The organism is Pseudomonas tensinigenes, from assembly GCF_014268445.2.
GTDB lineage: Bacteria > Pseudomonadota > Gammaproteobacteria > Pseudomonadales > Pseudomonadaceae > Aquipseudomonas > Aquipseudomonas tensinigenes.
On sequence record NZ_CP077089.1, the window covers coordinates 5,835,001 to 5,850,213 of the forward strand.

The 15,213-nt window shown below is 59.0% G+C and carries 15 protein-coding genes and 1 pseudogene (1 of these 16 only partly in view); 5 read left to right on the plus strand and 11 right to left on the minus strand.

Annotation, left to right across the window (positions count from 1 at the left end):
• The 5 genes from msrP to HU718_RS25865 form a co-directional block, all read right to left on the minus strand.
• Window positions 1-150, minus strand: partial view of a protein-methionine-sulfoxide reductase catalytic subunit MsrP gene (gene msrP / locus HU718_RS25845; protein WP_186613971.1) — the 5' portion only. The gene continues 864 nt to the left of window position 1, outside the view; only the first 150 of its 1,014 coding nucleotides appear in the window; the start codon lies at window positions 148-150; its stop codon lies off the left edge, out of view.
• A 63-nt stretch (window positions 151-213) separates the two neighbouring features.
• The gene (pssA, locus tag HU718_RS25850; protein WP_016983477.1) at window positions 214-1,071 is read right to left on the minus strand and encodes a CDP-diacylglycerol--serine O-phosphatidyltransferase; all 858 of its coding nucleotides are present in this window, start codon (window positions 1,069-1,071) and stop codon (window positions 214-216) included.
• A 148-nt stretch (window positions 1,072-1,219) separates the two neighbouring features.
• A complete protein-coding gene (gene ilvC, locus HU718_RS25855) occupies window positions 1,220-2,236 on the minus strand; it encodes a ketol-acid reductoisomerase (protein ID WP_007909969.1) in 1,017 nt (338 codons plus the stop codon).
• A 48-nt stretch (window positions 2,237-2,284) separates the two neighbouring features.
• Window positions 2,285-2,776, minus strand: a complete 492-nt coding sequence (gene ilvN, locus HU718_RS25860; RefSeq protein WP_003176102.1) for an acetolactate synthase small subunit — start codon at window positions 2,774-2,776, stop codon at window positions 2,285-2,287.
• A 2-nt stretch (window positions 2,777-2,778) separates the two neighbouring features.
• The gene (locus HU718_RS25865; protein WP_034153917.1) at window positions 2,779-4,503 is read right to left on the minus strand and encodes an acetolactate synthase 3 large subunit; all 1,725 of its coding nucleotides are present in this window, start codon (window positions 4,501-4,503) and stop codon (window positions 2,779-2,781) included.
• Between the two features lie 399 nt (window positions 4,504-4,902).
• On the opposite strand from HU718_RS25865, the gene HU718_RS25870 reads away from it, so the two are divergent.
• Entirely contained in the window at window positions 4,903-5,319 is a 417-nt protein-coding gene (locus HU718_RS25870) for a DUF4124 domain-containing protein (RefSeq protein ID WP_150709011.1), read from the plus strand.
• 108 nt (window positions 5,320-5,427) lie between these two features.
• On the opposite strand, the gene HU718_RS25875 is transcribed toward HU718_RS25870, so the two are convergent.
• The 3 genes from HU718_RS25875 to mrcB are packed head-to-tail and all read right to left on the minus strand — an operon-like array spanning window position 5,428 to window position 8,853.
• Entirely contained in the window at window positions 5,428-5,763 is a 336-nt protein-coding gene (locus HU718_RS25875) for a YqcC family protein (RefSeq protein ID WP_150709010.1), read from the minus strand.
• Window positions 5,763-6,512: a tetratricopeptide repeat protein gene (locus tag HU718_RS25880; protein WP_186613973.1), complete on the minus strand. Its 750-nt coding sequence runs from the start codon at window positions 6,510-6,512 to the stop codon at window positions 5,763-5,765. The genes HU718_RS25875 and HU718_RS25880 overlap by 1 nt, the downstream gene beginning before the upstream one ends.
• Before the next feature lie 16 nt (window positions 6,513-6,528).
• Window positions 6,529-8,853 carry a penicillin-binding protein 1B gene (mrcB, locus tag HU718_RS25885; protein WP_102900490.1) on the minus strand — a complete coding sequence of 775 codons (2,325 nt, stop codon included), beginning with the start codon at window positions 8,851-8,853 and terminating at the stop codon, window positions 6,529-6,531.
• 118 nt (window positions 8,854-8,971) lie between these two features.
• Between mrcB and HU718_RS25890 the strand changes: the two genes are divergently transcribed.
• The 4 genes from HU718_RS25890 (at window position 8,972) to HU718_RS25905 (ending at window position 12,334) form a co-directional block, all read left to right on the plus strand.
• On the plus strand, window positions 8,972-10,528 hold the full coding sequence (locus tag HU718_RS25890) for a bifunctional aminoglycoside phosphotransferase/ATP-binding protein (RefSeq protein ID WP_186613974.1): 1,557 nt from the start codon (window positions 8,972-8,974) through the stop codon (window positions 10,526-10,528).
• Window positions 10,529-10,618: 90 nt separating this feature from the next.
• A complete protein-coding gene (locus HU718_RS25895; protein ID WP_102900492.1) occupies window positions 10,619-10,963 on the plus strand; it encodes a pentapeptide repeat-containing protein in 345 nt (114 codons plus the stop codon).
• 287 nt (window positions 10,964-11,250) lie between these two features.
• Entirely contained in the window at window positions 11,251-11,523 is a 273-nt protein-coding gene (locus HU718_RS25900; protein WP_003228231.1) for a TfoX/Sxy family protein, read from the plus strand.
• A gap of 16 nt (window positions 11,524-11,539) precedes the next feature.
• On the plus strand, window positions 11,540-12,334 hold the full coding sequence (locus HU718_RS25905; protein WP_186613976.1) for a Crp/Fnr family transcriptional regulator: 795 nt from the start codon (window positions 11,540-11,542) through the stop codon (window positions 12,332-12,334).
• Window positions 12,335-12,566: 232 nt separating this feature from the next.
• Here the strand turns inward: HU718_RS25905 and HU718_RS25910 are convergent, their stop codons facing one another.
• The 3 genes and pseudogenes from HU718_RS25910 to HU718_RS25920 all read right to left on the minus strand — a co-directional run bounded on the left by HU718_RS25910 (window position 12,567) and on the right by HU718_RS25920 (window position 15,190).
• The gene (locus HU718_RS25910; RefSeq protein ID WP_186613978.1) at window positions 12,567-13,418 is read right to left on the minus strand and encodes a ChaN family lipoprotein; all 852 of its coding nucleotides are present in this window, start codon (window positions 13,416-13,418) and stop codon (window positions 12,567-12,569) included.
• A gap of 21 nt (window positions 13,419-13,439) precedes the next feature.
• Window positions 13,440-14,174, minus strand: a pseudogene (locus tag HU718_RS25915) (heme ABC transporter ATP-binding protein); the annotation flags it as partial.
• A 32-nt stretch (window positions 14,175-14,206) separates the two neighbouring features.
• Complete coding sequence (locus HU718_RS25920) at window positions 14,207-15,190, minus strand: FecCD family ABC transporter permease (RefSeq protein ID WP_177413920.1); 984 nt, start codon at window positions 15,188-15,190, stop codon at window positions 14,207-14,209.
• Between the last annotated feature and the right edge of the window lie 23 nt (window positions 15,191-15,213).

Here is a 15,213-nt window from a genome sequence, read left to right on the forward strand (position 1 = left end):
CGCATCCTCGGCATTGGCCCAGCGCGGCAGGCTGCTGACGGCGATACCGGCAGCAGTGGCCCCCAATAATTGGCGGCGAGAGAGATAAATGGCTTCCGGCGTGACATCCGACTCATGGCAGTCGGACGCTTTGGGGACTTTGATCAACATGGCAACTCCGCAGCTTTGGAGGACTGATGCACCCATAGACTGCGGAGTATGCGGGAAATTACATCACTCGGCTTTTTTGTGCCGACGAAGATGCAACAGGTACTGCACCGGGCCGGAAGCCGCATAGGCGAGGAACACCAGCAGCAGAATGCGCGGCGGATCGCTGAACACCACGGCGAACACCAGCACCACCGCAAGGATCGCCACGAACGGCACGCGACCTTTCAGATCCAGCTCTTTAAAGCTGTTGTACTTGATATTACTGACCATCAGCATGCCGGCCGCCGCAACCATCAGCGCGACCAGGAACGACATCTTCGAACCCTGAATGCCGTAATCGCTGAACGCCCAGACAATCCCCGCGACCACACCGGCAGCAGCCGGACTGGCCAGACCGATGAAATAGCGCTTGTCAGCCGTACCCACCTGAGTATTGAAGCGCGCCAGACGCAACGCCGCGCCCGCTACATAGATGAAGGCGACCATCCAGCCAACCTTGCCCATGTCGCCCAGTGCCCAGCCGAATGCGAGCAGCGCCGGCGCAACACCGAACGCAACCATGTCCGACAGCGAGTCATACTCGGCACCGAAGGCACTTTGCGTATTGGTCATGCGCGCCACGCGACCGTCGAGGCCGTCGAGCACCATGGCGACGAATATCGCGATCGCGGCGAACGCGAAATACTTGCTCGCATTCGCCGAGTCGCCAGCGCTTAGAGCAGCCTGCGCGCTCATCGAGTTGATGATGGAATAAAACCCTGCGAACAGGTTCGCAGTGGTGAACAGGTTCGGCAGCAGATAGATACCACGATGCCGGACTTTACGACCTTCTGCGTCGTGCCCTTCTTCGATGTGTTCATCGATGGGCAGCAGGCTTTCGGCGTCAGAAGCCTTGTTCGGCTCTTCGGGACGTTCGCTCATGGACATTACCTTGCAACGGTTTGAAGAAAATTCGACAGATGCTTGAGGACGACAGTTCGGCCACAAACGCTGCAGCTTTATACCAGAACCACCGCCCCAAACGAAAAAACGCGGCCGAGGCCGCGTTTTTCGTACAAGGAACGACGACTTAGTTTTTGGCTTTGTCGACGATCTTGTTGGCACCGATCCACGGCATCATGGAGCGCAGTTGCTCGCCGATGACTTCGATACCGTGAGCGGCGTTGTTACGACGCTTGGCGGTCATCGAAGGGTAGCCGGTTGCGCCTTCGCTGATGAACATTTTGGCGTATTCGCCGTCCTGAATACGTTTCAGGGCGTTGCGCATGGCCTGACGGGATTCGGCGTTGATCACTTCCGGACCAGTCACGTACTCGCCGTATTCAGCGTTGTTGGAGATCGAGTAGTTCATGTTGGCGATACCGCCTTCGTACATGAGGTCAACGATCAGCTTCAGTTCGTGCAGGCACTCGAAGTAGGCCATTTCCGGCGCGTAGCCAGCTTCAACCAGGGTTTCGAAACCGGCTTTTACCAGTTCAACGGTACCGCCGCACAGAACGGCTTGTTCGCCGAACAGGTCGGTTTCGGTCTCGTCCTTGAAGGTGGTTTCGATGATACCGGTACGACCGCCGCCAACACCGGCAGCGTAGGACAGTGCAACGTTCTTGGCGTTGCCCGAGGCGTCCTGGTAGATCGCGATCAGGTCAGGGATACCACCGCCCTTGACGAACTCGGAACGCACGGTGTGGCCCGGAGCTTTCGGCGCGATCATGATCACGTCGAGGTCGGCACGCGGCACAACCTGGTTGTAGTGGATCGCGAAACCGTGGGAGAAGGCCAGAGTGGCGCCTTTCTTGATGTTCGGCTCGATTTCGTTTTTGTACAGCGAGGACTGGAACTCGTCCGGGGTCAGGATCATGACCAGGTCGGCAGCAGCAACAGCGGAAGCAACGTCGGTCACTTTCAGGCCGTGAGCTTCAGCTTTGGCAACGGTGGCCGAACCTTTACGCAGACCAACGGTAACGTCGACACCGGAATCCTTCAGGTTGCACGCTTGGGCGTGGCCCTGGGAACCGTAACCGATGATGGCAACTTTCTTGCCCTGGATGATCGACAGGTCGCAGTCTTTATCGTAGAAAACTTTCATGAATTTCCCCTTTATATCCAGGCCGTTCAGGCCATTCGCTAATTTGGTTTAGATGCTGAGTACTTTGTCGCCGCGGGCGATGCCGGTCACGCCGCTACGGACGGTTTCCAGAATCGATGCGGTGCCGATGGACTGAATGAAGCTGTCGAGCTTGTCGCTGGTACCGGTCAATTGAACGGTATACACGCTGGCACTGACATCGACGATCTGTCCACGGTAAATATCGGTAGTGCGTTTGATCTCGGCGCGCTGGGCGCCAGTGGCCTTGACCTTGACCAGCATCAGTTCGCGCTCGATGTGAGCGCTTTCCGACAGGTCCACCAGCTTGACCACTTCGATCAGCTTGTTCAGGTTTTTGGTGATCTGCTCGATGACTTCATCGTGACCAACGGTGGTCAGCGTCAGACGCGACAAAGTCGGGTCTTCGGTCGGGGCCACGGTCAGGCTTTCGATGTTGTAGTTGCGCTGCGAGAACAGGCCGACTACGCGAGACAAAGCGCCGGGTTCGTTTTCCAGAAGCAAGGAAATAATGTGCCGCATGATTAAGTACGCTCCGTCTTGCTCAGCCACATATCGCGCATCGAGCCGTCTTTGATCTGCATCGGATAGACGTGCTCGCTGGTGTCGACCGAAATATCGATCACGACCAGGCGATCCTTCATGGCGAACGCTTCTGCCATCTTCGACTTCAAATCCTTCGACTCGGTGATGCGTACGCCGACGTGGCCGTAGGCTTCAGCCAGCTTGACGAAGTCAGGCAGCGATTCCATGTAGGAGTGCGAGTGACGGCTGCCGTAGCTCATGTCCTGCCACTGACGCACCATCCCCAGAACACCGTTGTTCAGGATGACGATTTTCACTGGCAAGCCATACTGCAGGCAGGTCGACAGTTCCTGGATGTTCATCTGGATACTGCCTTCACCGGTGACGCAGGCAACATCGTCATCCGGGAAGCTCAACTTGATGCCCATGGCCGCCGGGAAACCGAAGCCCATGGTGCCCAGACCGCCGGAGTTGATCCAGCGATTCGGCTTGTTGAACGTGTAGTACTGCGCCGCGAACATCTGATGCTGGCCCACGTCGGAAGTGATGAAGGCATCGCCCTTGGTCACTTCGCAGAGGGTTTCGATCACGGTCTGCGGCTTGATCATGCTGCCGTCGCCCTTTTCGTAAGGGAACAGGCCGCGATCACCGCGCCACTCATCCACCTGCTTCCACCAACTGGCCACGGACTCCTTGTTCGGGGTCTCGCCGATTTCCTTGAGGATCGCGACCATTTCGGTCAGGACGCTCTCGACCGGACCAACGATTGGCACGTCGGCCTTGATGGTCTTGGAAATCGAAGCCGGGTCGATGTCGATGTGGATGATCTTGGCGTTCGGGCAGAACTTCGCCGCGCCGTTGATCACGCGATCGTCGAAACGCGCGCCGACCGCGAGGATCACGTCAGCATGGTGCATCGCCAGGTTGGCGGTGTAGCTACCGTGCATGCCGAGCATGCCGATGAACTGCCGATCAGTCCCCGGGAAACCGCCCAGGCCCATCAACGTGTTGGTCACAGGCAGGTTGAGCATTTTCGCCAGTTCGGTCAGCGGTGCGGAACCGTTGCCGAGGATGACGCCGCCACCGGAGTACATGACCGGACGCTTGGCCGCCAAGAGCATTTCTGCTGCCTTGCGGATTTGCCCGGAGTGACCGCGAACGGCCGGGCTGTAGGAACGCAGCTTGGCTTTCTTCGGGAAGATGTATTCGAACTTCTCGGCCGGGTTGGTCATGTCTTTCGGGATATCGACCACGACCGGGCCCGGACGACCGGATTGCGCCAGGTAGAAGGCCTTCTTCATGACTTCCGGGATTTCCGAAGCGTGCTTGATCATGAAGCTGTGCTTCACGATCGGCCGGGAGATACCGATCATGTCGGTTTCCTGGAACGCGTCGGTGCCGACCATAGTGCTTGGCACCTGACCGGAAATGATCACCATTGGAATCGAGTCCATATAGGCGGTCGCGATACCGGTAATGGCGTTTGTGGCGCCAGGACCGGACGTCACCAATACCACGCCGGCTTTACCGGTGGCACGGGCATAACCGTCAGCCATATGGGTGGCCGCTTGTTCGTGACGAACCAGGATGTGAGTCACTTCCGGTTCTTTGAACAGGGCATCGTAAACATGCAGGAGAGCACCACCCGGGTACCCGTAGATATATTTGACGCCTTCGTCACGCAAAAAGCGGACGAGCATCTCACCGCCAGATAAAAGCTCCACGTTGTTCACCTCTAAAACGCCAGAATACCGTCCACAAAAAAGGGGCGGGTCTTAATAGGTTTACTTCTCGGCAGAGCATGAGCGACGGTGGTCGCCGACTACGTCAGCACTGACTGAGCAAGTATTGGGATCGTCCCAAGTGTTGCGGGCCTTTCCCACCCAGCGCGAGGTAACGCGTTGCGGGTGTAACAGGTCGGCGCGGATGTGCGCCTCATGATCTACCGAGTGGGTCTGCTTCTGGCAGTCCCTCTACAGCGGACTTTGGATTCTTCTGTTTCGCCCTCTCCAAGTCAAGTCGTCTGTGTGGTTAATTGTGGGTAAGCACATGAGAACGCAAGAAAAAACCTGAAAACCGCTACTCTGTTAGTGTCAATTGCGCATTTTTGCCAAGGAATCAGCATGCGAACGCTCCTCCTCACTCTGCTGATCGGCCTCAGCCCATGGTGCATGGCCGCTCAAATCTACAAATGGGTCGATGCCCAAGGTGTCACCCACTTCGATGCGCAGCCGCCACCGGGTCAGCCGTCGACAACCTTGCAGACGCCCTCCTCGCCCCCGCCGAAACCTGCGGCAATGCCGGGCAGTGGCGCGCTCGGTGATCAGAAGGCTATCGACGACAAGGTGAAGAAGCAGGTTGCGGATCAACAGGCGCAGCTCAAACAGTTTTGCGAACAGGCACGGACGAACCTTGCGCAATTGCAAAACAATCCGCGTCTGAGGGAGGAAGTGGAGGGGCAATTGCGCAGGCTGGATGATGCGCAGCGTCAGGAGCGCATTGTCGAGGCGCAGAAGCAAATCGCGCAGAATTGTGAATAGACACCTGTAGGAGCTGCCGCAGGCTGCGATCTCTTGATTTTGCTTTCAAAAACAAGATTAAAAGATCGCAGCCTTCGGCAGCTCCTACCTATCCGGTGTCAGTCTGGCTCAGCGCGAGGCGGTGATCAGCAGATCAAACTCTTTGAGCAGCACCTGCAACCGACGATCCTTGCCACCCACGTTGCGCTGGGCGAAGACCATTTCCGCCATTTCCTGAATCCCCGAGGCATTCGGCAACGGCAGATCCTGTTCGAGGATCATCTTCATGCGCGGCAGGAAGATCCATTGCAGCCACTGCTCGAAGTCCAGCGTATCGACCGAAAACGGCTCGACACTGCTCAGTGCCTCAACCGACGGCTGAACGTCGTCCCACCAACCCTGAGTGCGCAGTTCACGCTCGATCAGCAACAGCTGATCGGCGATCTTCGGGAAACGAGCATCCATCACAGCGAAACCTTGGCCTTCTGACGGGCCTGAGCGGCGCCGGCGGAATCGCCTTGTTTCTCACGGGACTGGGCGATGATTTCCCACAGGCTCGCTTGCAGGTCCGGGCGACCGTTAGCCATGGTCAGTGCACGACGGGCGAACTGCTCGGCTTGCGGCGCATCGCCTTGAGCCATGCGCACCTGCGCCAGACGATAAAGCACTTGCGGCTCACGCGGCGCCACACGCTGGGCGCGCTCCAGACTCGACGATGCGCCGTTGAGGTCGCCACCGGCCTGCTGCTGTTGAGCCGTCGTCAGCAAGGCAAGTACCGGGCCGTCCAGTTGCTCATCCGCCGACAAGCCACCGCCGCTGCTGGCCGAAGGAATTCCGCTCGGTGTCGAAGGCATGTTGTAAGTGCCCGAATTAATCGGCGCCGATTCAACTGCTGAAGGGTTGTACGGCCCCGGCGTGATGCCACCGGACGCAGGGCCCGGCACGATTGGCGAAGAGCTGATCGGCGTCGATACGGCGGCACCACCGGCGGGCACCATCACCACCACGCCAGTGTCACCTTGCGGAATCGCCTGAGTCTGGCCCTGCGCAGGACGCTTGACCGTCGTTTGACGGAAACCGCCATTGGCCGAAATACGCTCGCTGTTGGACACCGCAGTACCGGAATCAACCACCGGAATCGAACCACGCTGTACGGTAGAGCAGCCGCTGAGCAAAGCCACGGCGGTCACTGCTGGAATCAACCACTTGTTCACTTGAAACCCTCTTTGCTTAATTCATCCAGCCCTTGACCCAATCCATCACCGACTCGCCGGAAGCAGGCGTTTCGCTTGCACAGGCGGCGCCGGGTGGCGGTTCGCTGCCGCGAATATACGGCATCTGTACCGCCCCCGGGCAGTTGGCATCGGAGCCCTGCCCGGTACGCGAATCAACCCATGCCTGCACGACGTTATCCGGTTGCGGCATGTCCAGCGGCAACGGGTCGGCCTTGCGCATGAAACTGGTCCAGACCTGCAGTGCACCGGTGGCCCCGGTGAACGGCGTCTTGCCGTTGTCGTCGCGCCCCAGCCACACCACTGCCAGCAGATCCTGACTGAAACCGGCGAACCAGCTGTCACGGGAATCGTTACTGGTACCGGTTTTGCCGGCCAATGTCAGAGTCTTGGGCAGCACGTTATAAACCGAGCTGCCGGTACCTTCACGCATCACGCGCTGCATGGCGTTCTGGATCAGATAGATGGACGCCGGATCAAAACGCTGTTCGATCTGGAACGGATAACGCTTGAGCGGCTCACCCTCGGCGGTCAGTACGCTACGAATCCCGCGCATCGGCGTGTTGAAACCACCGTTGGCCAGCGTCTGGTACATGGTCGCTACTTCGATCGGGGTCATGCCGCCGGCGCCCAGCAGCATCGACGGGAATGCCGGAAACTCGCGCGTCACGCCCAGACGCCCGAGGGTCTTGAGCACGTTAGGCACACCGACTTCCAGACCCAGTCGCGATGTCGACAGGTTGTAGGAATGCGCGAGCCCCTGATAAAGGAACACGGTGCCGTGGGAGCGGCGGTCATAGTTCTGCGGTTTCCACACTTGACCGTTCGCGCCTTTGACCGACAACGGATCGTCCGACAGCCAACTAGTCAGGGTGTACTGGCTCGGTTTTTCCAGCGCAGTCAGATAAACCGCCGGCTTGATCAACGAACCGATCGGCCGCACGGCATCCAGTGCGCGGTTGAAACCGGCATAACTGGCCTGACGGCTACCGATCATCGCCTGGACTTCGCCGGTTTCCGGATTGGTCACGACCATCGCCGCTTCCACATCATCGGAGCCTTTGCGCCCGGACAGACGTTTAAAGGTGTCGTTGACCGAGGCCTCGGCTTTCATCTGCAGAATCGGGTCGAAACTGGTGAAGATGCGCAGGCCTTCTTCGGTCAAGTCTTCGTCGCGGTAGTCTTCACGCAACTGGCGTTTGACCAGATCGATAAAGCCCGGGAATGAGCTGTCGGCCAGTTTGCCGCGCGTGGTCACACCCAATGGCATTTTCTTCGCTGCTTCGACCTGTTCGGCCGTCGCCACGCCTTGCTGCTCAAGCACGTCGAGCACCAGGTTACGCCGCTCCAGCGCACGCTCCGGATTGCGACGCGGGTTGTAGTAGGACGGGCCTTTGACCATACCGACCAGCATCGCCACCTGATGCAGCTTCAGCTCGGACAACGGCTGACCGAAGAAGAACTGACTGGCCAGACCAAAACCGTGGACCGCACGCTGACCGTCCTGGCCGACAAAGACTTCATTGAGGTAGGCCTCAAGGATTTCCTTTTTGTCGTAATGCAGTTCCAGCAACATCGCCATCATCGCTTCAGTGAGCTTGCGGGTCAGGCTGCGTTCATTGGTCAGGTAGAAGTTTTTCACCAACTGCTGGGTCAGCGTACTGCCGCCCTGCGTCATCTTGCCGCCCGAGGTGTTGACCCAGATAGCCCGGGCAATCGACTTCGGCGACACGCCCCAGTGGCTATAAAAGTCGCGGTCTTCGACAGCGATCAGGGTTTCGAGCAAATACGGCGGCACCTGATCGAGCTTGATCAGAATGCGGTCTTCGAGATTTTTCGGATAAATGCCGCCAATCATCAGCGGTTCAAGACGCACCACAGACAATTTCGAACCGTTGGTCGCCGACAGCTCGGCCACATAATCGCCAGAGAAACGCACGCGCACCGGCTGCGGTTTCTCCAGACCTTCATAGAACTGGAAGCCACGGGTATTCAGATCGACTGTATTGCCACTGACGGCTGCGGCGCCGGGGCCATTGCTCACGGCTTCGCGGCGATAGCCGAGGGCATCGAGTTCGGTGAGGAAATCGTCCTTGCTGAGCTTTTGTCCGACGAACAGCTCGAGCGGCCGCGCGTAAACCTTGGCCGGGATGGTCCAGCGCTTGCCGGAGAACTTCTCCTGCACCACGGCATCGAGGTAAACGGCGAAGCCAGCCAGCACCACAAGGCCGACCAGACTGAGTTTAATGGCCCAGCTCAACCATGGGCTAAGGCCCTTGGAGGGTGGTTTTTTCTTGGTACGGGGAGATCGAGTTCGAGTCATGGCGGCGGATTATACGCACTTTATTCATACTCAACAGGAGCGCTCCGAGGTTTGCGTCAGGCTGGCGAGCGGCCATAATGGCGACCTCGAATTTCCCCCAGTCTCTGAAGGATCGCCCGTGAGCCAGTCACTGATCGCTGCCCTGCAAAACCCGGCCCTCTACCCGCACCCCGTTGAAGGGTTCCAGGTCATCGAAACCCATATCTCGTGGGTGATCCTCACCGGTCCCTTCGCTTATAAAGTGAAAAAACCGGTCAACTTCGGCTTTCTCGACTTCACCGGTCTCGACTCGCGCGCACATTTCTGTGCTGAAGAGCTGCGTCTGAACCAGCGTCTGACCGACGATTTGTACCTGGAAGTGTTGCCAGTGACCGGCAGCGTTGAAGCACCGCAACTGGGCGGCGACGGCCCGGCCATTGAATATGTGCTGAAAATGCGCCAGTTCCCGCAGACCGGTTTGCTCAGCACCCTGCAAGCCAACGGCGAGCTGACCACCCAGCACATCGACGAGATGGCCGAGCAGATTGCCCGCTTCCACCTCACCGCGCCAAAAGTCCCTGCCGAACACGATGCCGGCACCCCGGACAGTGTGATGGCGCCGGTGTCGCAAAACTTCGAGCAGATCCTGCCGTTCCTCAGCGACAAAAACGATCTGCTGCAACTCGAGGCACTGAAAGCCTGGGCCGAAAGCAGCTTCGAGCGTCTCAAGCCACTGTTCGCGCAACGCAAGGCCGAAGGTTTCACCCGTGAGTGCCACGGCGATATCCACCTGGGCAACGCCACGGTCATCGACGGCAAAGTGGTGATCTTCGACTGCATCGAGTTCAACGAACCGTTCCGCTTCACTGACGTCTGGGCCGACACCGGTTTCCTCGCGATGGACCTGGAAGACCGTGGCCTGAAATCCCTGGCGCGCCGCTTCATCAGCCAATACCTGGAGCTGACCGGCGACTATCAAGGCCTGGAAGTGCTGAACTTCTATAAAGCCTACCGCGCACTGGTTCGCGCCAAGGTTGCGCTGTTCAGCATGCCGGCGGACGCGACGCCGGTGCAGCGCGCCACCACCCTGCGCCAGTACCGCAACTACGCCAACCTGGCGGAAAGCTACAGCACCATTCCTTCGCGCTTCATGGCGATCACCCACGGCGTTTCCGCGGTCGGCAAGAGCCACGTGGCCATGCGTCTGGTCGAAGCGCTGGGCGCCATTCGTCTGCGTTCCGATGTCGAGCGCAAGCGCCTGTTCGGCGAGCAAACCGTTGCCAACGACGTGCAAGCCGGTATCTATAGTGCTGACGCCAGCACCGCGACCTACTCGCGTCTGCACGAAATTGCGGAAGTGATCCTGCACGCTGGTTTCCCGGTGGTGATCGATGCCACTTATCTCAAGCGTGAACAGCGCGACAACGCGGCGAAGATCGCCGAAGCCACCGGCACGCCGTTCCTGATCCTCGACTGCAATGCGCCGCAAGCGGTGATCGAGAGCTGGCTGGCGATTCGTCAGGCGGACAAACAGGATCCGTCCGACGCCACACTGGCCGTGATCGAAGCGCAGCAGGCCAATCGTGAAGCGCTGACGCCGGAAGAAATCTTGCGCAGCAAACGCGTACAGACCAATGAATCCGGCACGCTGGACACCGTGGTCGCACAGATCCGTCAGCGCCTGCCAGGCCTGTAAGAAACTATTTCGGCCGTGAAGCCCTCGCTTGCTTCACGGCCGTCAAATAGTGGCACTATACTGGCGTCATAAAACCAACGGTGATATGACATGAGCCAGCCGAAACTTCTCGACACCCCGCTGTATGCCTTGCTGCACAAAGACGACATCACAGGTTTCAACAAAGAGCGCCCACTGGATGGCCCGATCGATATGGTCGGCGGCGATTTCCGTGGCCTCGATCTGCGTGAACTGAATGCCGATGGCGTGGATTTCAGGGACGCGTATTTCCGTTCCGCCGATTTACGTGGCATCGATTTCCGTAACGCATCGCTGGAAGGTGCAAGCCTGGCCCATGCGCAGATTTCCGGGGCGTATTTCCCGCCTGAGCTGAGTGCCGACGAGATTCTGATGTCGATGAATTTCGGGACGCGCCTGCGTTATCGCACCCGCTGATACGCATACCCCTCACTGATACAACACCCACCTGGTGGGAGCGAGCCTGCTCGCGAAGAGGGAGTGTCAGTCACCCTGATCGTGAAAGTCATACCGCTTTCGCGAGCAGGCTCGCTCCCACATCTGGAATGTGTTTCCTCCTGCCTTTCTGCGCTCGCAAGCCTTACAAGCTCCCCTTCTTAGAAGCGTTTGCGTTGAATCCGACCAAACAACCACGCTTTTCCTACTGATGGCTACACTCCTGAGAAGCTCGCCCACGCACCATTCGGCCGTCGCAAGGAGGCTTGATGAATGATGAACTGCAACACCTGAAGAATCTTGGCAAGACGTCGGCGCAATGGCTGCATGCCGTGGGCATCCACAGCGCCTCGGACTTGCGTCGCCTGGGCGCTGTAGACGCCTACCGGGCCGTGCGTACCCGCGGGTTTCGCGCATCGAAGGTGTTGTTGTATGCGATCGAAGGCGCGCTGATGGATGTGCACTGGAACGACATCCCCGCCGAACGCAAAGACGCCCTGAACAAACAGCTCGAAGCCATTTCCTCGCGCCACAAGAACTGAACGGGCATTGACCGTCATGTATTTACTGGGGGAACAATCGGCCTGCGCCGATGCCTTGATCAACCGCTTGCAGAGTTTGCCCGCGCTGTGGCTGCGCGATCTGTTGCCTTGCGGGCCGGTTCTGCAACTTGAAGCGACGGACGATCTGATGACGCAGTTACCCGCCGATCAGTTGTTTCTGCTCAATGACGGTGTGATCAATGGCTGCATCGGAACCCGGCCACTGTTTTATTGGCAGGAGGGCGATGTGATCGGCCTTCAGCAGGGAGACGACTGGGCGGATTGCCGCTTATGCAGTGAGGGCACGTTACGTTTGACGCCCTATCGACGTCCGGAAGTCTTCCAGCATTTATTTGCTGACTCTCGTCGGGCAGAACAGTTTCTCGAGTATCTGCTGGGGCAAGTGGCGATCCTTGCCCATGCTGTCGCGGAACTGAAGCCGCGAGAGTTTCGCAGTACCAACGGTTTTAAACGGGTTGAGGCGGGGGAAACACTGATCAATCAGGGTGACGCTGCTGACCATGTGTTTGTGATCATCGATGGGCATGCCGAGGCGTTTGTGGACGGACTTAAGGTGGGAGACGTGGCCAAGGACGAGATTTTCGGGGCCATGGCCGTGTTTACCGGCGAGCTGCGCAATGCCACGGTCATTGCCCGGGAGCCAAGTACGGTGATGCTGATTCCCGGTGAGCAATTCTTGAGCATGACCCGCACCAATCCAAAGATTGCACACAGCCTGATCGAGAGCATGGCGCGACGAATCGGCCAACTGAACAAGCAAGTCACCCAATTGAGCGCAAACAAAAGCTAAGGCCAAGCCCTTTGTTTTCGGGCCATTGCGGCCATTTCCAAGTCTAATTCAAAGAAATGAGAAAACAGTTGTTGACGCGGTAATGAGAATCGCTATGATTATCACAACTGGTCGCGAGATCAGTCGATATTCTGAAAAGCCCTTGGTTCGGACTCTCAGATTATCTCCTCATCAGGCTAATCACGGTTATTTGACCCGGTTTTTACCGGGTCTTTTTTTGCCTGTGGAAAAGTCATTTGCCGAACTGTTTGCGCATCTGCTCGCAGTAATCCTGCTTTGGCGTGACGGACGTGTACCAAACGTAATCGGCCATTGTTGCGGTCACTTCGGCGCCCTGCTCTGCCAGCATCAGCACTGTCGGTGACTCAGTGGCGCCCAAATCCACAACATGCAGCGGCACGCCAACATCCTTGCGCGCATGCCATGCACCGGCCAGCAACAAAGCAGGTTTCGGTGCAGCCAACAAGCGTTCGGCCATCCGCCGATCACGCTGTTGCTGAACGGCGAGCATTGCCGGCATCTGTGATTCGGGCAGCAAGCCACAATGGGAGCCGCTGATCTGTTCTAGCAAAACAGCTTTCACGGATGCTGTATTACTGCGCTCCCCGTTAAGCACGGGCGGATCGCGATAGAAGGTGCGGATTTCAGCGCTATCCAGATTCGCCGCCAGCAGTGGATACGGCTGAGTCAGCGCGAAGCGGACAATGGGTCCATAGAGATTCCAGTCCCAGCCGTCCTCCCAGGCCAATGCGGCAGGGAAGTCCGCGGGCGGCGTTGCGGCCTGGCGCATTTGATCAACGCGAGGCTGCTGATCCGGCGTGAGCATTTCCAGTAGCAGACTGCCCTGCGGCCGCTGTTCACCGAGCGAGCGCAACAGCCACAATTGCGCGGCGTGATGATCGGCGTTGTCATGCTGTTCACCGATAATCAACCGCTCAGGCTCAGCCAAGCGCTTCAGTAGCTGCTGCGCCGTCAGCACTTCGCCGTTGCGTAGATCGCGAATCTCGCCACTGATCGGCGGCGGAGCCACAGCATGCTGACACCCCGCAAGCAACACCACCGCCAACAGCCACATTCCACGCATGCAATCACCTCGATGATCCAGTCAGCGGGCGATGATTAGCGGATGCCCACGCTCCGGGTGCGGCTGCACCAACACTTCGAGACCGAATACGGCTTGGAGCGTGTCCGGTCGCAAAACCTGCTGCGGTGTATCCAACGCCACCGGCCGCCCGCCTTCCAGCAGCAGAATGCGGTCACAATAACGCGCCGCCAGATTCAGATCATGCAGGATCACCAACACCGCCGCGCCACGATCGGCAAACTCGCGCACAGCCTGCAGCGTGGTGTGCTGATGCAGCGGATCAAGCATCGAAGTCGGCTCATCCAACAGCAACGTCTGCCCAGCCTGACCCGGCCACAATTGCGCCAGCACCCGGGCCAGATGCACACGCTGACGCTCGCCACCGGACAGCGCCAGATAACTGCGACCGCTCAAGTGCCGGGCATCCGCTGCCGTCAACGCCGCCGCGATGATTTCGTCATCGCGCATCCGACCGCTTTGCCAAGGCAAGCGGCCCATTCCGACCACCTCTTCGACGCGGAAAGCAAAATCCAGGGTCGACACTTGTGGCAACACCGCCAATCGTTGCGCACGCTGCGGGCCAGTCCATTGACTCAATGCCTGCCCGTCGAGCGAAACCTCGCCCGCACTCGCCGCCAACTCCCCGCACAAGGCGCCCAGCAAGGTACTTTTGCCAGCACCGTTCGGCCCAAGCACACCAAGCACCTCACCCGGTTCGAGTTGCAGCGTTACATCGCTGAGCACTGCCTTGCGCCCACGCTGGATGTGCAAATTTTGCGCACGCAACATCAGGCGCGTCCTCGCAGCAGCAGATAAAGGAAGAACGGCGCACCGATAAACGCAGTGACAATACCGATCGGCAACTCTGCCGGCGCCAGCGCCAGCCGCGCGACCAGATCAGCCAGCAACAACAGACTCGCCCCGGCCAGCACCGATGCCGGCAGCAGCACTTTGTGATCCGGCCCCGCCAGCAACCGCACCAGATGCGGCACCACCAGCCCGACAAACCCGATCATGCCCGCGGCTGCCACCGCTGCGCCCACACCCAGCGCCGTGCAGAACACCAATTCACGCTTGAGCCGCTCGACATCAATGCCCAAATGCCCAGCCTCGGATTCCCCGAGCAGCAAGGCATTCAGCGCTTTGGCGCGACGTGGCAACCACAACGCCACGCCGGCGCTGATGATCAGCAATGGCCACAGCCGCGCGTAACTGGCGCCGTTGAGACTGCCGAGGTTCCAGAACGTCAGCGTACGCAGGGTCGCGTCATCCGCCAGATAAGTGAACAGGCCGACCGCCGAACCGGCCAGCGCGGTCAGGGCAATACCCGCAAGCAACATGGTCGCCACATTGGTCTGACCGTTACGGCGACCGAGGCGATAAACCAGCGCCGTCACCCCGAGGCCGCCGAGGAACGCGCAGGCCGACAGCAGATACGGCCCGAACCACTCCGGCAAGCCACCAAAAAACGAACCACCGACAATCGCAATCGCCGCACCCAGCGCTGCGCCGCTGGAAACCCCCACCAGTCCTGGATCCGCCAGCGGATTACGGAACAAACCCTGCATCGCCACACCGGACAGCGCCAGCACACCGCCAACCGCCAACCCGAGCAAGGTTCGCGGCAGACGAATCTGTCCGAGGATCAGCTCAGCCTGCTCCAGACCGTCCGGCGCCAGCGGCACGCCGAGCATGCGCAACGCTGCGCGCAACGTATCGAACAGCGGCAGGCTCACCGGCCCCAGCGCCAGTGACAGCCAGATCGCCAACAGACATAGAAGCGTCAGGCCAATGA